Source organism: Streptomyces azureus, from assembly GCF_001270025.1.
GTDB classification, from domain to species: Bacteria; Actinomycetota; Actinomycetes; order Streptomycetales; family Streptomycetaceae; genus Streptomyces; species Streptomyces azureus.
Genome location: NZ_DF968268.1, coordinates 1 through 17,379, shown reverse-complemented (window position 1 = coordinate 17,379; position 17,379 = coordinate 1). Strand labels below are relative to the sequence as shown.

General features: G+C 72.7%; 17 protein-coding genes. 11 read left to right on the top strand and 6 right to left on the bottom strand.

The genetic code is table 11. The features are described 5' to 3' along the window. Positions 1–30: 30 nt before the first annotated feature. The gene (locus AOQ53_RS16645; protein ID WP_059418127.1) at positions 31–483 is read left to right on the top strand and encodes a DUF7144 family membrane protein; all 453 of its coding nucleotides are present in this window, start codon (positions 31–33) and stop codon (positions 481–483) included. Between the two features lie 30 nt (positions 484–513). On the opposite strand, the gene AOQ53_RS16640 is transcribed toward AOQ53_RS16645, so the two are convergent. Further along, positions 514–1,053, bottom strand: a complete 540-nt coding sequence (locus AOQ53_RS16640; protein ID WP_059418126.1) for a potassium channel family protein — start codon at positions 1,051–1,053, stop codon at positions 514–516. A 165-nt stretch (positions 1,054–1,218) separates the two neighbouring features. Between AOQ53_RS16640 and AOQ53_RS16635 the strand changes: the two genes are divergently transcribed. After that, a complete protein-coding gene (locus AOQ53_RS16635; RefSeq protein WP_059418123.1) occupies positions 1,219–2,721 on the top strand; it encodes a DUF692 domain-containing protein in 1,503 nt (500 codons plus the stop codon). Between the two features lie 9 nt (positions 2,722–2,730). Here the strand turns inward: AOQ53_RS16635 and AOQ53_RS46305 are convergent, their stop codons facing one another. After that, complete coding sequence (locus tag AOQ53_RS46305; protein WP_236711710.1) at positions 2,731–2,880, bottom strand: hypothetical protein; 150 nt, start codon at positions 2,878–2,880, stop codon at positions 2,731–2,733. A 510-nt stretch (positions 2,881–3,390) separates the two neighbouring features. On the opposite strand from AOQ53_RS46305, the gene AOQ53_RS16630 reads away from it, so the two are divergent. The 3 genes from AOQ53_RS16630 (at position 3,391) to AOQ53_RS16620 (ending at position 6,801) form a co-directional block, all read left to right on the top strand. After that, on the top strand, positions 3,391–4,143 hold the full coding sequence (locus tag AOQ53_RS16630) for a DUF4142 domain-containing protein (protein WP_059418121.1): 753 nt from the start codon (positions 3,391–3,393) through the stop codon (positions 4,141–4,143). An 86-nt stretch (positions 4,144–4,229) separates the two neighbouring features. Continuing rightward, positions 4,230–4,988, top strand: a complete 759-nt coding sequence (locus tag AOQ53_RS16625; RefSeq protein WP_059418120.1) for a TIGR04222 domain-containing membrane protein — start codon at positions 4,230–4,232, stop codon at positions 4,986–4,988. A gap of 190 nt (positions 4,989–5,178) precedes the next feature. Further along, entirely contained in the window at positions 5,179–6,801 is a 1,623-nt protein-coding gene (locus AOQ53_RS16620; RefSeq protein ID WP_059418118.1) for an alpha/beta hydrolase, read from the top strand. On the opposite strand, the gene hemQ is transcribed toward AOQ53_RS16620, so the two are convergent. Both hemQ and hemG read right to left on the bottom strand, forming a co-directional pair. Continuing rightward, complete coding sequence (gene hemQ, locus AOQ53_RS16615; protein WP_059418116.1) at positions 6,802–7,545, bottom strand: hydrogen peroxide-dependent heme synthase; 744 nt, start codon at positions 7,543–7,545, stop codon at positions 6,802–6,804. Between the two features lie 5 nt (positions 7,546–7,550). Then, positions 7,551–9,014 carry a protoporphyrinogen oxidase gene (gene hemG / locus AOQ53_RS16610; RefSeq protein WP_059418114.1) on the bottom strand — a complete coding sequence of 488 codons (1,464 nt, stop codon included), beginning with the start codon at positions 9,012–9,014 and terminating at the stop codon, positions 7,551–7,553. Positions 9,015–9,172: 158 nt separating this feature from the next. Here hemG and AOQ53_RS16605 point away from each other — a divergent pair, with 158 nt between their 5' ends. Next, entirely contained in the window at positions 9,173–10,165 is a 993-nt protein-coding gene (locus AOQ53_RS16605; protein WP_059418113.1) for a DUF4349 domain-containing protein, read from the top strand. A gap of 27 nt (positions 10,166–10,192) precedes the next feature. Next, positions 10,193–11,584 carry an FAD-dependent oxidoreductase gene (locus tag AOQ53_RS16600; protein WP_059418109.1) on the top strand — a complete coding sequence of 464 codons (1,392 nt, stop codon included), beginning with the start codon at positions 10,193–10,195 and terminating at the stop codon, positions 11,582–11,584. A gap of 117 nt (positions 11,585–11,701) precedes the next feature. Here AOQ53_RS16600 and AOQ53_RS16595 read toward each other — a convergent pair whose 3' ends face one another. Next, positions 11,702–12,031 (bottom strand): hypothetical protein, encoded by a 330-nt coding sequence (locus AOQ53_RS16595; protein WP_078945345.1) that lies wholly within the window; start codon positions 12,029–12,031, stop codon positions 11,702–11,704. A gap of 134 nt (positions 12,032–12,165) precedes the next feature. On the opposite strand from AOQ53_RS16595, the gene AOQ53_RS16590 reads away from it, so the two are divergent. Further along, complete coding sequence (locus AOQ53_RS16590; RefSeq protein WP_059418107.1) at positions 12,166–12,984, top strand: rhomboid family intramembrane serine protease; 819 nt, start codon at positions 12,166–12,168, stop codon at positions 12,982–12,984. Positions 12,985–13,007: 23 nt separating this feature from the next. Here AOQ53_RS16590 and hemE read toward each other — a convergent pair whose 3' ends face one another. Beyond that, on the bottom strand, positions 13,008–14,075 hold the full coding sequence (gene hemE, locus AOQ53_RS16585; protein WP_059418105.1) for a uroporphyrinogen decarboxylase: 1,068 nt from the start codon (positions 14,073–14,075) through the stop codon (positions 13,008–13,010). 101 nt (positions 14,076–14,176) lie between these two features. Between hemE and AOQ53_RS16580 the strand changes: the two genes are divergently transcribed. From AOQ53_RS16580 to AOQ53_RS16570, 3 genes are all read left to right on the top strand, one after another. Next, positions 14,177–14,851 carry a DUF3000 domain-containing protein gene (locus AOQ53_RS16580; protein ID WP_078945344.1) on the top strand — a complete coding sequence of 225 codons (675 nt, stop codon included), beginning with the start codon at positions 14,177–14,179 and terminating at the stop codon, positions 14,849–14,851. Positions 14,852–15,174: 323 nt separating this feature from the next. Further along, positions 15,175–15,834, top strand: a complete 660-nt coding sequence (locus AOQ53_RS16575) for a helix-turn-helix transcriptional regulator (protein ID WP_059418103.1) — start codon at positions 15,175–15,177, stop codon at positions 15,832–15,834. Positions 15,835–16,020: 186 nt separating this feature from the next. Further along, positions 16,021–17,310 (top strand): ribonuclease D, encoded by a 1,290-nt coding sequence (locus AOQ53_RS16570; protein WP_078945343.1) that lies wholly within the window; start codon positions 16,021–16,023, stop codon positions 17,308–17,310. Positions 17,311–17,379 lie beyond the last annotated feature (69 nt).

Below are 17,379 nucleotides of genomic sequence, written 5' to 3'. Positions count from 1 at the left end.
TTACCAGACAACCCCGACCAGGAGGCAGCCATGACCAGCGCCGCGCCCCCTCCCCCCGCTCCGCCCGCCCCCGACCGGACGCCCGGCGGGCCCGGCGGCACCGGCGACCCCTTGGCGGCCGGGGGCCTCGCTCTCGGCGGCACCCTGATGGTCGTCTACGGCCTGTTCGCGGTGCTCCAGGGCATCACGGCGATCGCCGACGACGAGGTGTACACCAGCTTCGGCGAGTACGTCTTCGAGTTCGACCTGACCGCGTGGGGCTGGATCCACCTGATCGTCGGTGTGCTCGTGGTGGCGGCCGGGCTCGGCCTGTTCACCGGGGCCGCCTGGGCCCGGGTCGTGGGCGCGGTCGTGGTCGGACTGGCGCTGATCGCGAACTTCATGTGGCTGCCGTACCAGCCGTTCTGGTCGATCATCATGATCGTGACCGGCCTGTTCGTGCTGTGGTCGGTGTTCAACTACCGCTCCACCCGCTCGGCGTAGGCGCCGTCCCCCATCCCGGGCCGCCCCGGGTCAGGAAGGCGGCGGGCGCCGGTCGCGCGCGGCGACCACCGCGTGCAGCCGGCGCGACAGCGCGGTGGCCGCCGCCGTGAGGAACACGAACGTGTACAGGATCTGAGCGACAGCCACCAGGCGGGCCTCCTGCCCGCTCGGGGTGATGTCCCCGTAGCCGACGGTCGCGAGCGTGACGACGGTGAAGTACAGCGCGTCGACGCGAGTGCTCAGGCCGGTGAACTGGCCCGGCTGCTGGGCGAGGGCGTAGTACCCCGACGAGAAGACCAGCACGGCCAGGCACATCAGCAGCGGGATCATGACGCCCGGCCGGGTGTGCGGCTTCTCCAGCACGACGTCGCGCACCTGGCGCAGCAGCAGCGCGGCCAGCAGCCCCAGGCACAGGGCGAACAGGGGCCAGCCCAGCCAGGGGCGGTCGTCGCCGAGCCCCTCCAGCGGGAGCAGGAAATAAGCCGTGCCGACGGCGACCACCAGTCCCCCGGCTCCGGCCCACACCCGCCGGGTCGAGGCCGGGGCCTCCTGCTCGCTGCCATCGCGCATACGTCCGGTCTACGACGCTTCGGGCGGTGGCGCGACCCCGGTGCCTCCGTCGGTGGGCCGAACCTCAAATGTTCCTCTGAAGGTGCCCGTGGCGGGGTTCGGGGACGGGCGGCTGGGCCATACCCCCCTCACGTTCGGGGAACCGGCCGTGCGGAGGAGGGGACGATGGAGCGACTGGGGACGGGCATCGGGTGGCGGCCGGAGATCGCGGACGCCGTGGAGCGCATGCCGGGCATCGACTGGGTCGAGGCCGTGGCCGAGAACGTCTGCCCCGGGCATCTGCCCGACTCGCTGCGGCGGCTGCGCGAGCGCGGGGTCACCGTGGTGCCGCACGGCGTCTCGCTCGGTCTCGGAGGTGCGGACCGCCCCGACGAAGGCCGTCTGACCGCGCTGGCCGAACGGGCTGAGGCACTCGGCTCGCCGCTGGTCACCGAGCACATCGCGTTCGTACGGGCCGGCGGTGCCCTGACGGCGACCCCGCATCTGGAGGCGGGCCATCTGCTGCCCGTCCCCCGGACCCGGGACGCGCTCGACGTGCTGTGCGAGAACGTGCGCATCGCGCAGGAGGCGCTGCCGGTGCCGCTGGCCGTGGAGAACATCGCCGCGCTGATCTCCTGGCCCTGCGAGGAGATGACGGAGGGCCAGTTCCTGTACGAGCTGGCCGACCGCACGGGCGTCCGGCTCCTCATCGACGTGGCCAACCTGCACACCAACCATGTCAACCGCGCCGAGGACCCGGCCAAGGCCCTCGCCGAGCTACCCCTGGAGGCCATCGCCTACGTCCATGTCGCCGGCGGCTTCGAACGCGACGGCGTCTGGCACGACAGCCACGCCCACCCCGTCCCCCGCCCGGTCCTGGACATCCTGACCGACCTCGCATCCCGCGTGTCCCCTCCGGGAGTCCTCCTGGAACGCGACGAGAACTTCCCGGAACCGGCGGAGCTGGAGACCGAGCTGGGATCGATCCGGAGGGCGCTGGAGGCGGGCGCCGTGGAGCGCGTGAAAACGGAGGTCCGCTCGGCCGGCGCCGCACTCGCCGTACGACGCGCGGAAACCGGGACTGTCGTGCCCTTGATCGGCGACGCACTCGGGGAGAAGACCACGGTTCGGCGGCACGAAGAGGCCCGTTCACAGCCCGGCGATGAAGCCCGGTTCCTGGCGGACCAGTTGGCCGGCGGGGCCCGGCGGGGCGATGAAGACGGGGCGGCCGGGGCGGCACGGGGCGCCTTCGGCCTGCCCCACCCTGGTGGGGACGGAGCCCGGCAGCGGCTCGGGCTCGCGCAGGCCGCGCTGCTGTCGGCGCTGGTCGCGGGGACGCCCGTGCCCGAGGGGTTCGACCGGGTGCGGGTCGGTGTACAGGCGCGGGCCCTGGCCGCCAAGCGGGCGGATGTCGTGGCGAAGGTCGCGCCCGAGCTGCCGGAGATCCTCGGGGCGGAGTACCGTACGGCCTTCCTCGCGTACGCCCAGACCCAGCCGATGACCGGCGGCTACCGGCGCGACGCGCTCACCTTCGCAGAGCACCTGCTGTCCGCCGGACGGCCCGGGGACGCGGCGACGCGGCGGGAGCTCCGGGAGTGGTGGCTGGAGCGGTCGGGACCGGCGCCCCGATCCCGACGCCCGGTCCACCGGCTGGCCCGCGCCACCCGGAAGGCGCTGCTCCGGCGCTGACCGGAGACGTCAGTTCTTCGGTACGGCCTCGTCCTTCGGCACCGCGCCACCGGCGGGCGCGTCGTCGCGGCCGTAGTGGTGGGTGGTGAACATGTACAGCACGCCGGTACCCACCACCACCGCACCGCACCGCACCGCAGGACGATCCAGTTCTCGCACCACGGCTTCTCCGGGCTGCGGGCCCAGCAGATGTTGACGATGGCGAAGATGCCGTAGGCCAGCGCCCCGATGTTCACGGGAAGGCCCCAGCGGCCCAGTGTGAACTCTCCCGCCGGACGCCATCCCTTGAGCCGGGCGCGCAGCGCGGCCGGCACGACCATCTGGAACGAGCCGTAGATGCCGAGGGATCGCCAACGAGACGATGTTGGTGAGGGCGTCCTCGGAGAACAGTGAGCCCGAAGGCGATGAGCAGCGGCACCGCCGCGGACACGAACAGCGCGTAGCCGGGCACCGCGCGGGCGTGGGCGAATCACCGCAACAGGCCGGTGCCCGGCGAGTTTTGAGCCTCTTTGCCTAAGTGAGCCCCTTGTCACGCCTCTCCTGGTCGTCCCGTTCGGCCCCGTTGCAACCATTCGCCCTTGTACGGAAGTTGACGTGGACCCCCCAGTAACATGTCAACTCCGCACCCGAAGCGCACTAGCGTGCGGTGCCGTACCAGGAGGCACCACCATGCGACCGCGACCCCCCGTCAAGGGCCGAGGCATCGTCAGCGGCACGGGACTCATCGTCACGTGCCTGGCGGCGACGTTCGCCGCGCTGGTCTTCTCCCTCTGGTCGCACACCGACCGGCCGGGGACGGGACCGGACGTGCTGAGCGCCCAGACCCTGCGCACGAGCTACGGCCCGTTGTCCGCGCTCGACCAGGACTTCCTCGTCAAGGTCCGGCTGGCCGGACTGTGGGAGCTGCCCGCCGGGCAGCAGGCGCGGACCAAAGGGACCACGCCGGCCGTCCGGACGGCGGGTCGGCATCTCGTCGAGGGACACGGGTTCCTCGACGAACGGGTCCGCGGTGTCGCCTCACGGCTGGACCTCGCCCTGCCGGACGAGCCCAGCGACCAGCAGAAGCAGTGGCTGGAAACCCTGGACGAGGCACAGGGTGCCGAGTACGACCGCCAGTTCGCCAACATCCTGCGGCTGGCGCACGGCAGGGTCTTCTCGGTCGTCGCCCAGGTCCGTGCGAGCACCCGCAACTCGCTGGTGCGCGACCTCGCCGACGACGCCAACACGACCGTCCTCGACCACATCAAGGTCCTCGAGGCCACGGGCTACGTCGACTTCGACGCCGTGGCCCGCGACCTGGCCGCCGGGAGCACTCCCCCGACGGCGGTCCCGGCCCCGGCCTCACCCACGGCTCCCGTCCCGGCGCCGGACCCGGCCTTCACTCTTCCGCCGCCCGCCTTCCGTCCGCCGCCGGAGCAGTGAAACGGAACGTCACACACCGACAACACTCCGTCCGGATCGTGAACAAGGCATGGTGCTTCCGAGACCGTGGCACATACAAACAACATATGTTCTGGGTTCTTTTCCTGCTGGCGGCCTGGGTCGTGGCCGGCACGGCGTGCACCCGCCTGTGCCTGGCCGCCGTACGCGCTGCGGCCGCTGACGCGAACACCGGCCGTATCCATGAACTCACGCTCTACGAGGCCGCGTTCCTCTCCGGCGGACCACGCCGGGTCGCCGACGTGACCCTCGTCGCCATGGCGCGCCAGCGCCGGCTGCTCCTGGCCCACACCGGCTGGGCGACGGTCGTCGATCCGCGCGGGCGGGACGAGATGGAGCGGTCGGTCATCGGGGCCATCGGTCCCGAAGGGCAGTCCCGGATAGCGCCGGTGCGGGCCAACGCCGCCACGGCGGACGCGGTGCGCGGTATCGCCGAGCGGCTGGAGCGCGCGGGACTCGCCGTGCCCGACAGCGCCCGCACGACGGTCGCGGCGGCCGTCCGGCAGGTGCGCTCGGCGGCCGTCGCCGTACTCGGTCTCGGCGCGGCCGCGCTGCTGACGCCCGCTCCGCCGGACATGCCGCGCCATCTGGTTGCCCTGTGGTTCGCGCTGCCGCTCGCCCTGACCCTGAGCTGCCTCGCCGTCGCCCGCATCGAGGTCCACCCGTACTCGCGCTGGGCCTCCCCGGCCGGTCAGCGGCTGCTCGGCGCGCTGACCCGGAACGCGGACGGTACCGCCGACGACCGTACGTACCTCACCTCCGTGGCCGTACGCGGCGTCCGCGCGATCGGCGAGCCGGACCTTCGTGCCGCCTTCACGCACCGCTAGGGGGCGTCCGCGAAGTCCCGTTGTCCGCCCGCAGGACAGGCTGGACTTCGCGGACACCCGCTAGGCACACGACTGACAGACCGGGGGCGCACAGGGGCATTGGCTCCGACACCGGCGGACGGTGCTTGCCTTCCTCAACCGCCCCGCGAAACATCCCTTTGGTCGCCACCGTGCACCGAAGGGATTCGCGATGAGAGCCGCCCTCCTCTACTCGGCAGCAGGGTCCTTGCTGCTGAGCGCCCTCACCGCCGCCCCGGACTCCGACGGCTCAAAGGCGGCGGCCGAGCTGCGCGGCACCGCGGTGGCCGCCGCGCGGGCGAAGGCGGCCGGCATCGACTTCGGCCCGTGCCCAGACGCGCAGGACCTCCCCGGCAGCATGCGGTGCGGCACGGTCACCGTCCCGCTGGACTACGCACAGCCCGACGGCAGGCAGATCGAGCTCGCCGTCGGCCGCGCCCGTGCCACGCACAAGGACCCGCACAACAGCAAGCGCAAGGTCCGCCGGCAGGGCGCCCTGGTCTACAACCCGGGCGGCCCGGGCGCTTCCGGCCTGTACTTCCCCCTCGTCGGCCTGCTGCCCGAGTGGAAGCGGATCGCGGCCGCGTACGACCTCGTCGGCTACGCCCCGCGCGGGGTCGGCCGTTCCGCGCCACTGTCCTGCAAGGACCCCAAGCAGTTCTTCAAGGGACCCACCCAGTCGCCGACGCACCCCTCGGAGTCGTACAAGAAGGAACGCATCGCGCAGGCCAAGGCGTACGCGCGCGGCTGCGCCGAGCGGGCCGGCGGCGCGCTGCGGCACTACCACTCGCTGAACAACGCCCGCGACCTCGACGTGCTGCGCGCCGCGCTCGGCGAGGAACGGCTGACCTTCATGGGCTCGTCGTACGGCACGTACTTCGGGGCCCTGTACGCGACGCTGTTCCCCGCCCACGTACGGCGGATGGTGTTCGACTCGGCGGTCGACCCCGACCCGGCGCAGATCTGGTACCGCAACAACCTCGACCAGTCGGCGGCGTTCGAGGACCGCTGGAGGGACTTCCGGAAGTGGATGGCCCGGCACCACGAGGTGTACGGGCTGGGCAGGACCGCGCGGGAGGTGCGGCGCAGCTACGAGCGCGCGAGGGCCCGGCTGGCCGTCGAACCGGCCGGTGGGAAGGTCGGGCCGGGGCAGTTGCAGGGGGCGTTCCTCCAGGCCGGGTACTACGACGACCAGTGGCCGCACCGGGCACACGCGCTGTCGGCTTACCTCAGGGGCGATCCCGGACCGCTGGTCGAGCAGGCGGAACAGCACCCGGAGGCCGCCGTCGAGGCGGAGAACTCACGCGCGGTCTATGTGGCCGTCGAGTGCAACGACGCCCCCTGGCCGACGGACTGGGAGGTGTGGGACCGGGACAACACCCGGCTCGCGCGGGTGGCGCCCTTCGAGACCTGGGACAACGTGTGGACGAACCTGCCGTGCGCCTACTGGGAGGGGCCGCGGCAGCGCCCGCTCGACGTCGGCACCGGGCCGGGCGAACTGCCGCCGACGCTGATCCTGGCCGCCGAGCGGGACGCCGCCACGCCGTACGACGGCGCCCGCGAACTCCACCGCCGCCTCGCGGGCTCCGTCCTGGTGACGGAGCGGGACGCGGGCGCGCACGGCCTGGCGGGCGGCCCGAACGCCTGCGTCAACGGCCACATGGAGGCGTATCTGCTGGAGGGCCGACTGCCGGGACGGGGTGCGGACTGCGCCGCGCGTCCGGAACCCAAGCCGCAGCCGCAGCCGCGCTCGGCGGCCCCGGAGCAGCCCGGGGCCGAACGACCGCTCCGCTGATCAGGCCAGACCCGCGACCAGCTCCGCGATGTCCTTGCGGCGGCCCGTGAAGAACGGGACCTCCTCGCGGACGTGCCGGCGGGCCTCCGAGGCACGCAGGTGGCGCATGAGGTCGACGATGCGGTACAGCTCGTCGGCCTCGAAGGCGAGGAGCCACTCGTAGTCGCCGAGGGAGAACGAGGCGACCGTGTTGGCGCGCACGTCCGGGAAGCCGCGGGCCATCTTGCCGTGGTCGGCGAGCATGCGGCGGCGGTCCTCGTCGGGCAGCAGGTACCAGTCGTAGGAGCGCACGAAGGGGTAGACGCTCACGTAGTTGCGTGGCGTCTCGTCGGCGAGGAACGCCGGGATGTGCGAGCGGTTGAACTCGGCGGGGCGGTGCAGCGCCATGTTCGACCACACCGGCGTGAGAGCCCGGCCCAGCTTCGTGCGGCGGAAGAGGTTGTACGCCTCCTGCAACGCGTCGCTGGTCTCCGCGTGCCACCAGATCATGAGGTCGGCGTCGGCGCGCAGGCCCGAGACGTCGTACGTGCCGCGGATGGTCACGTCCTTGGCGGCGAGCTGGTCGAACAGCTCCTGGACCTCGTCGGCGTACCCGGCGCGGTCCTCGGGGAGGACGTCCTTCAGCTTGAAGACGGACCAGAGCGTGTAGCGGATGACCTCGTTGAGGTCCTTGGCCAGCTTGCCCTTGTTCGGGATGCGGTCGGGCTGGGCGCTGGAGGCCGTGGTGGAGGCGTCGTCACTCATGCTCCTCATTCTCCCGCTCCGCCGTGCAGGCTCTGCACCGGGTGGGCGGTGAGCTCCTGCACACCCCGCAGGTCACCGTGGATCTGGTCGGCGGCCGCGTACGCGCTCGCGATGCACGCCGGGATGCCGACGCCGTCGTACGCCGCGCCGCACACGGCGAGCCCCGGGAGCTTCGCCACGTGCTCGCGGATGCGGGCCACGCGCGCGTGGTGGCCGACGGGGTACTGGGGCAGGCCGTCGTCCCAGCGGGTGACCCGGGTGGCGACGGGTGTGGCGTCCAGACCGGTGGCCGCCTTCAGGTCGTGCCGGGAGACGGCCACGAGCTCGGTGTCGTCGCGCTGGAGGACCTCCGTCTCGCCGTACCGTCCGACGGAGGTGCGCAGGACGACCAGGTCCGGGTTCTCGTCGGCGATCCAGCCCCACTTCTGCGAGGCGAAAGTGGACGCCTTGATGGTGCGCCCGTCGACCGGCGGCACGAGGAAGCCGCTGCCCTCGGGGAGGGCCGTCTCGGCGCGGCGGTAGGCGAGGGTGACCAGGGCCATGGAGGCGTACTCGACGCCGCCGAGCTCGGCGGCGGCTTCCGGGGACTCGGTGCCCAGGAGCCGGGCGGCGGCGGGCGCGGGGACGGCGACCACCACCGCGTCCGCGTGCAGCACCCGCTCACCCGTGACCACGCGCCATCCGCCGCCGTCGGCGCTGTGGCTCAGCTCCGTCACTGGCGCCCCCGTCAGGATCTCGCCCCCGCGTTCCCGCACCGACTCCGCCACCGCGCGGGGCAGCGTGCCGACGCCGCCCTGGATGCCCATGAACACGGGGCCGGTCTGCTGGGCGGCGGCCGCCTTCGCCTGGATCTCGCGGACCCCTGCCGTCAGGGAGGTGTGGCTCCGGGCGGCCTGGAAGAGCTGCGGGACGGCCGAGCGCATCGATATGCGGTACGCGTCGCCCGCGTAGACGCCGCCCAGCAGGGGTTCCACCAGGCGGTCGACGACCTCGCGGCCGAGGCGCGCCGCCACGTACTCCCCGACGGCCACGTCGTCGCCGATCTCCGTGCGGGGCAGTTCGGCGTCGCGGTCGATGCGGGCGAGTCCCTCGTCGGACAGCACGCCGGACAGGGCCGCGGCGGTGCCGGGCACGCCCATCACGTGTCCCTTGGGCATCGGGCGCAGCGCGCCCCGGGTCCAGATCGAGGCCGTCGCGGTGGCCGGCGGCTGGAGCCGGTCGGCGAGGCCCACCTCCCGGGCGAGCGCCACCGCCTCGGGGCGGCGGGCCAGCATCGACTCGGCGCCGAGGTCCACGCGCGCGCCCGCGATCTCCCCGGGCAGCAACTTGCCGCCGACCCGGTCGGAAGCCTCCAGCACGGTCACCCGCGCCCCGCGCTCCAGCAGCCGGTGCGCGGCGGCCAGTCCCGCGATGCCCGCCCCGATGACGACGACCTGCCCCGTGCCCGTACGGGCTTGAACTTCGCGCATGCCCCCAGCCTCTCAGACCCCACTGACAGCGCCGCCGTGCCCCGGTGTCCTTCACGAGTCCCGACCGTGACCGCATCGGAACCGTCCCGGACCAAACGTTCGGCCCCGCCCGGGCGTCGAAGAAGCGTCAGCCGAACCGATCCCCGGGGGAAGCCCACATGCGCACACGACGACCCGCACGCCGCCCCGTCCCGGCCCTCGCCACGCTCCTGCTGGCCGCGGCCCTCGCGCTCACCGGATGCAGCGGCGCGGGCGAGGACTCCGCCGGCAGCTCCGCCGCCGACCGGGGAGTCGCCGCCCCGCACGCGAACGACAAGGCCGTCGGGGACGAGGCCGCCCCCGGCGGTGCCGGAAGCGGAGCCAGGGCGACCGCGCCGGCGAAACTCCCCACGGCCCACATCATCCGCACGGCCTCACTGACCGTGCAGGTCAAGGACGTCCCGAAGGCCCTGGAGGAGGCCCGCGCCGGCACCGAGAACGCGGGCGGCTACGTCGGCAACGAGACCACGACCCGGGACGAGGAGGGCCACGAGCGCACCCGCGTCGTGCTGCGCGTGCCCGTCGAGAAGTACGACCAGGTCCTCACCGGGCTGGAGGGGGCGGGCAAGCTCCTCGACCGCAGCGCGAAGGCGGAGGACGTCACCGACCAGGTCGTGGACGTGGAGAGCCGGATCAAGTCGCAGCGCGCGAGTGTGGCCCGGATCCGCGAGCTGATGGACCAGGCCACCAAGCTCAGCGACGTGGTGACCCTGGAGGGCGAGCTGAGCACCCGCCAGGCCGACCTGGAGGCTCTCCTCGCGCGCCAGGCGTCCCTGAAGGACCGCACGAGCCTGGCCACCATCACCCTGTCGCTGTCCGAGACTCCGGTGAAGAAGGAGGCGAAGGACGACGACCCGGGGTTCGTGGACGCGCTCGCGGGCGGCTGGAACGCGTTCGTGACGATGCTGCGCTGGCTCGCGGTGGCCCTCGGCGCGGTCCTGCCGTTCGCGGCGGTGGCCGCCCTGCTCGCGCTGCTGTGGCTGCGCGTCGTACGCCCCCGCCTCCCGCGCCGCCCGCGCCCCGCACCCGCCACGAGCGCCCTGGGCCCGCTGCCGACGGCCCGTCCGGCCCCGCAGTCCCCGCCCGCGCGGACTCCTGACGAGCAGGACTGAAATGCCGTGCTCCCGTAGCGTGTTCGCATGAACATGAGCCGTACGCGCAGGGAGCGACTGGTCGTGATCGGCGGCGACGCCGCGGGGATGTCCGCGGCATCGCAGGCGCGCCGTCTGAAGGGCCCCGACGAGCTGGAGATCGTGGCGTTCGAACGCGGCCACTTCACGTCGTACTCGGCGTGCGGCATCCCGTACTGGGTGGGCGGCGACGTCCCGGACCGGGACCGGCTCATCGCCCGCACACCCGAGGAGCACCGCGCGCGGGACATCGACCTGCGGCTGCGCACCGAGGTCACAGAGCTCGACCCCGACCGGCAGCGGGTACGCGCGCGTGACCTCGAATCCGGCGCCGAGTCCTGGACGCCGTACGACAAGCTCGTGATCGCGACCGGTGCCCGGCCGATCCGGCCGGACATTCCCGGCATGGACGTTCCCGGGGTGCACGGCGTGCAGACGCTGGACGACGGCCAGGCGCTCCTCGACACGCTGGCACGCACGCGTGGCCGCCGGGCGGTGGTCGTCGGGGCCGGCTACATCGGCGTGGAGATGGCCGAGGCGCTCATCAACCGCGGTTACGAGGTGACGGTCGTCAACCGCGGCAGCGAGCCCATGTCGACCCTTGACCCCGACATGGGTCGCCTGGTGCACGAGGCCATGGAGGGCCTGGGCATCACGATGGTGAACGACGCCGAGGTCACCAAGATCCTCACGGGCGACGACGGGCGGGTACGGGCGGTGGCCACACAGGACCGCGACTTCCCGGCGGACGTCGTGGTGCTCGGCATCGGCGTCCGCCCCGAGACGACGCTCGCGAAGGAGGCCGGCCTCCCCCTCGGTACCCACGGCGGCCTCCTCACGGACCGCTCGATGCGGGTGCGCGGGCACGAGAACATCTGGGCGGGCGGCGACTGTGTCGAGGTCCTCGACCTGGTCTCCGGCCAGGAACGGCACATCGCGCTCGGCACCCACGCCAACAAGCACGGCCAGGTGATCGGCACCAACGCCGGCGGCGGCTACGCCACCTTCCCGGGCGTGGTCGGCACGGCGGTCAGCAAGGTCTGCGACCTGGAGATCGCGCGCACGGGACTGCGCGAGAAGGACGCCCACCGCGTGGGCCTGCGCTTCGAGGCGGTCACCATCGAGTCGACCAGCCGCGCGGGCTACTACCCGGACGCCTCCCCCATGACGGTCAAGATGCTCGCCGAACACCGCACGGGCCGCCTCCTCGGCGTCCAGATCGTCGGCCGGGAGGGCGCGGGCAAACGAGTCGACATCGCGGCGGTCGCCCTCACGGCGGGCATGACGGCGGAACAGATGACCACTTTGGACCTGGGCTATGCCCCACCGTTCTCCCCTGTCTGGGACCCGGTGCTGGTAGCGGCCCGCAAGGCGGCGGCAAAGGTGCGCAGTTCCTTGTAAGGGACGGTTGGGGGTCAGGGGCGCGGGGCTGTGTCAATCTGCGGCTCCGCCGCGTGGGCGCGAACGCCCACAACGGCCCCGCACCCGGCAACGAACCCGCACCCCTACGGCGAAGCCCTACGCAGTCCCAGCCGTACCGTTGATCCGGTCAATCGCCTGCCGAGCCTGCTCCGCCGGCGGCCGAGACGGCAGCGACGACACCGACGCCGAGGCCGAAACCGCCGGCGGCTGCTCCCCCGCCGGCTTCGCATGCGCGGCGATCCTGGACGACCGCAACCGGTGACTCACCGCCTCCTCCAGCGTCACGGGCCGCCGCATCTGGGCCGCCAGCCGCCCGGCCTCCTGGCCGAGGCGGGCCACGTCCTCCCACGGCAGCCGGACCACCAGCGTCAGCTCCGCCTCGCCGTCGGGCAGGGCGTGCATCGCAGGAGTAACTCGGTCGTTCATCGCCTGTTCCTCACGTCGGCCCCGCGACCCGCCTTCCCCGCGCCGCGGGCGGTTGCCGACACATACGCACGCCCGGACGGCTGCGTTCACCGGCAGGACCGATTCACCGGCGGCGCCCCGGGCACACGTGTGGCGTGGTCATCCCCGTTCATGACGTGAACCCCGCGCGGCGCACCGCCTGGGTGACGTACGCGCTGCTCGCCGCCAACATCGCCGTGTTCCTGCTCACTCCCGGCATGGCCGGTTCCGTGGTGGGCGAGGGCAGCCTGGCCCAGCTGTGCCACCTCCAGGCGTTCCTGGACCAGTACGCGGCGGTGCCACGGGAGCTGATCCATCACCAGATGCCCCGGCTGGTGCCCACGGGTGAGGTCGGCGTGGGCCGGCAGGGAGCCGGCTGCGTGGTCGGCCCGCCGCCCTACGACAAGTCGCCGGAACTGAGCGTCCTGACCGCGATGTTCCTGCACGGCAGCTGGCTGCACCTGCTGGGCAACATGCTGTTCCTGTGGATCTTCGGCAACAACATCGAGGACCGGATGGGGCACCTGCGCTTCCTGCTCTTCTACGTCGTCTGCGGCTACGCGGCGTCGTACGGCTTCGCGGTCCTGAACAACGCGTCGGCCGATCCGCTGATCGGCGCGTCCGGAGCGATCGCCGGGGTGCTGGGTGCCTATCTGGTGCTCTATCCGAGGGCCAGGGTCTGGGTCCTCGTCCCGTTCCTGATCTTCCTGCCGCTGCGGCTGCCCGCCTGGGCCGTGCTGGGCCTGTGGTTCGTGCTCCAGGCGGTGTACTCCTCCGGCGGCGGCATCTCCGACGCCGGCACGGTGGCGTACGCGGCGCACGTCGTCGGCTTCCTCGCCGGCCTGCTGATCGCCTGGCCGCTGCGCCCCGGCACACCGCCGCCGCCGGAGCCGCGCGGCATCCTCTTCGGCAGGCGGGCGCGGCCCGGCTGGTAGGACCGGCCGGGCGCCGTCTGTCGTCAGCGGGCGGTCCGCGTGTGCACGTACTCCACCAGCCGCGTCAGTGCGTCCGGGTCCGTCGACGGCATGACGCCGTGGCCGAGGTTGAAGACGTGCCCCTCCAGACCCCTCGCCGAGTCCAGGACCTCGCGGGTCTTCGCTTCGACGGCCTCCGTCGTGGCGAACAGCACCGTCGGGTCGAGGTTACCCTGGAGTGCCTTGCCGGGGCCGACGCGGCGGGCGGCCTCGTCCAGCGGGACGCGCCAGTCGACGCCGACGACGTCCGCGCCGGCCTCCCCCATGAGCGGCAGCAGCTCGCCGGTGCCGACGCCGAAGTGGATGCGCGGGACGCCGTAACCGGCCACGGCCTCGAAGACCTTCGCCGACGCCGGCAGCACCGAGCGCCGGTAGTCGCTGGGGGCGAGGGCACCGGCCCAGGAGTCGAACAGCTGGACCGCCGAGGCGCCGGCCTCGATCTGCACCTTCAGGAAGGCGGCCGTGATGTCGGCGAGGCGGTCGAGGAGGTCGGCCCACAGCTCGGGGTCGCCGTACATCATCGCCTTGGCGTTCTCGTACGTGCGGGACGGGCCGCCCTCGACGAGGTAGCTGGCGAGGGTGAAGGGGGCGCCGGCGAAGCCGATCAGAGGCGTGGCGCCGAGCTCGCGGGTGAGCAGGCCGATGGCCTCGGTGACGTACGAGACGTCCTCGGGGGTCAGGTCGCGCAGCTGGGCGAGGTCCGCGCGGGTGCGGATCGGGCGCTCGACGACCGGGCCGACGCCGGGCTTGATGTCGAGGTCGACGCCGATGGCCTTGAGCGGGACGACGATGTCGCTGAAGTAGATCGCCGCGTCGACGCCGTGCCGGCGCACCGGCTGGAGGGTGATCTCGGTGACCAGCTCGGGCCGCATGCAGGACTCGAGCATCCCGATGCCCTCGCGCACCTTGCGGTACTCCGGCAGTGAGCGCCCGGCCTGCCGCATGAACCACACCGGCGTGTGCGGCACGGGCTCGCGCCGGCAGGCCTTGAGGAAGGCTGAGTCGTACGAGGCGGACGGCTGCTGGGCCCGGGGGGCGTCGTTGGCACTCACGGGCCAAGTTTCGCACGCCCCCGATGGGCGTGATTCAGCCCCTGGACGGGCGCGGGGTGTCTAGCCCGGCGCCCGGGCTCCGGTCCCCGTAATCTTCCGGCATGGCTGCGGCTCAGGGACGACTGTCGGACGGCGCTGGCGGAATGGACGAAGCGAAGGACACCGAGAAAGACCGGCGGGAGGCGGAAACCGCCCCGCTCCCCTTCCGGTCCGCCGTCGACGCGCTCACGGCGGCGCGGCTGCGGCCCCAGATCGAGGTCGAGCCGACCCGCCCGCCCCGGCGGCTCGCTCCCTACGCCTACGCGCTGGAGGCCGCGGTCGTCGACGGCGACGAGGACCTGGCCGACGGCCGGCTGGTGCTGCTGCACGACCCGGCGGGACACGAGGCCTGGCAGGGCACGTTCCGGCTGGTGACGCTGGTGCGCGCGGAGCTGGAGCCGGAGATGGCCGCGGACCCGCTGCTGCCGGAGGTGTGCTGGTCCTGGCTGACCGGTGCGCTCCAGACGCGCGGGCTGACGTACGGGGAGCCGAGCGGCACCGTCACGCGGGCGAGCTCGCACTACTTCGGTGGTCTGTCCGCGCGCCCGGCCGCCTCGCAGATCGAGATCCGCGCCTCGTGGACGCCGCGCGAGGGCCTGGGCGGGGTCCCGGACACGGCCGCGCACCTGGCGTCCTGGTGCGATCTGCTCGCCCAGGTCGCGGGGCTGCCGCCGGCCGCGCCGGGGGACGCGTCGGTCGTGACGCTGCCCCAGCGGCGGGGCCCGCAGTCCCGCTGATCGAACCTGTTCCGACCCCGTACTGATCGAACCTGTACGGGGCGGTCAACGCTGCCCTGTCGACGATCACACCTGCGTCCCCCTCTTGGCCGAATCACTTTGTCGATACGGCCACTTTCGACCGCGTACCGACGCAGACCGAAACCGTTCGACCTTCGAATGATCGACCGCATGTCCGAATTGCACGGATTGTTATCACCGATTCGTGATCATTCTCTAAAGGCGGACGGGTTGGGTGCCGAAGACGACTGTGACCTTGAAAGCACGGTTCGTACCGGCTTCACCCCCACGAGCCGGCCCCGTCCCGCACCCCAGGAGGCCTGGTGTCCGTTCTCCTCGAGCAGCCCGCAAGCCTGGTCGCCTACCGCCCGAACAAGCCGACCGCCATGGTGGTCGTGGCCGACCCGCGCGTCCGCTCCACCGTCACCCGCCACCTGTGGGCGCTCGGTGTGCGCGATGTCATCGAGGCCTCGTCCATCGCGGAGGCTCGTCCCCGCATCGGCAACCCCCGCGACATCTGCGTCGCCGAAGTCCACCTGCCGGACGGCTCCGGCCTCACCCTGCTGTCGGAGACCCGCGCCGCGGGCTGGCCCAACGGGCTCGCCCTCTCCGCCGCCGACGACATCGGCGCCGTGCGCAACGCGCTCGCCGGCGGTGTGAAGGGCTACGTCGTCACCGGCACCCGCACCAATGTCGGGCTCCCCACCCGTCCGGGCGCCGCCCCCATCGGCGCCGCCGCACGCCTGCACCGCCGCCCCCCGGGTGCCCCGAGCCACCCGGGCGGCTACCGCGAACTCTCCGGCCGCGAAGTCGAGGTACTGCGGCTGGTCGCCGAGGGCCAGTCGAACAAGGCGATCGGCGTCTCGATGGGCCTGTCCGCACTGACCGTGAAAAGCCACCTCGCCCGCATCGCCCGCAAGCTCGGCACGGGTGACCGCGCCGGGATGGTCGCGGTGGCGCTGCGGACCGGAATCATCCACTGAGCCGCTCCATGGTGACCCTTTGTGATCATTCACTCACGTGTACGGGCCCGACCGCGGATCCCGTACATGTCACTCACGGTTCGTGAACCCGCCACTTCCCCGACCTGACTGGTTTGCGACCCCCGGGCGCCCGCCGACGGAACGTTCCGTCGGCGGGCGCTGTCCATACATGGATACCCTTGACAGGTGACCGACGCCCACGAGACCGCAGCAGACAGCTCACTGCGAACCACCGGAGGCGCTCCTCCGGACGACGACGGATCTTCTGCTACGGAGGCGCCGATCCCTTTGCTGGAACCACGTGAGGGCATTCCGCCCGTGATCGCGGACGAGGCTGCCCTGGCCCGGATGATCGCCGCCTTCGAGGCGGGCTCCGGCCCGGTCGCCGTCGACGCCGAGCGGGCGTCCGGCTACCGCTACGGCCAGCGCGCCTACCTGGTGCAGCTGCGCCGCCAGGGCGCCGGGACGGCTCTGATCGACCCCGTCGCCTGCCCCGACCTGTCCGCCCTCGGTGAGGCCCTGTCCGGCGTCGAGTGGGTGCTGCACGCCGCCACCCAGGATCTGCCCTGCCTGCGCGAGATAGGCATGGTGCCGACGCGGCTGTTCGACACGGAGCTGGCCGGGCGGCTCGCCGGGTTCCCCCGGGTCGGCCTCGGCGCGATGGTCGAGGGCGTCCTCGGTTTCGTCCTGGAGAAGGGGCACTCCGCCGTCGACTGGTCGACCCGGCCGCTGCCGGAGCCCTGGCTGCGGTACGCGGCCCTGGACGTCGAGCTGCTCGTCGACCTGCGCGACGCGCTGGAGAAGGAGCTGGACCGGCAGGGCAAGCTGGAGTGGGCCCGCCAGGAGTTCGACGCGATCGCCTCGGCCCCGCCGCCGGAGCCGCGCAAGGATCCCTGGCGGCGTACATCCGGCATGCACAAGGTGCGCCGGCGGCGGCAGCTGGCCGTCGTACGGGAGCTGTGGCAGACCCGGGACCGGATCGCGCAGCGGCGGGACGTCTCGCCCGGCAAGGTGCTCGGGGACGCGGCGATCGTGGAGGCCGCGCTGGCGATTCCGGCCAACGTGCACGCGCTGGCCGCGCTGAACGGTTTCGGACACCGGATGAGCAAGCGGCAGCTGGAGCAGTGGCAGGCGGCCGTTGACCGGGCCAAGGCGTTGAGCGAGGCGCAGTTGCCGCAGCCGGGGCAGCCGGTGACCGGGCCGCCGCCGCCGCGGGCCTGGGCCGACAAGGACCCTGTTGCCGCGGCTCGGTTGTCCGCGGCCCGGGCGGGGATCTCGGCGCTGGCCGAGCAGCTCAACATGCCGCAGGAGAACCTGATCACGCCGGATACGGTTCGGCGGGTTTGCTGGGAGCCGCCGGCGGTTGTCGATGCCGAGTCTGTGGGGGCTGCGCTTGCCGGGTACGGTGCGCGGCCGTGGCAGGTGGAGCTGGTGACGTCCGTCTTGGTGGAGGCTCTGTCCGTCAAGGAGGTCTAGCCGCAACGCCGTTCAGTTAGGGCGGGGCTGGGGGTGTCAAGGGCCGCTCGTGAGCATGGCGATGCTGAT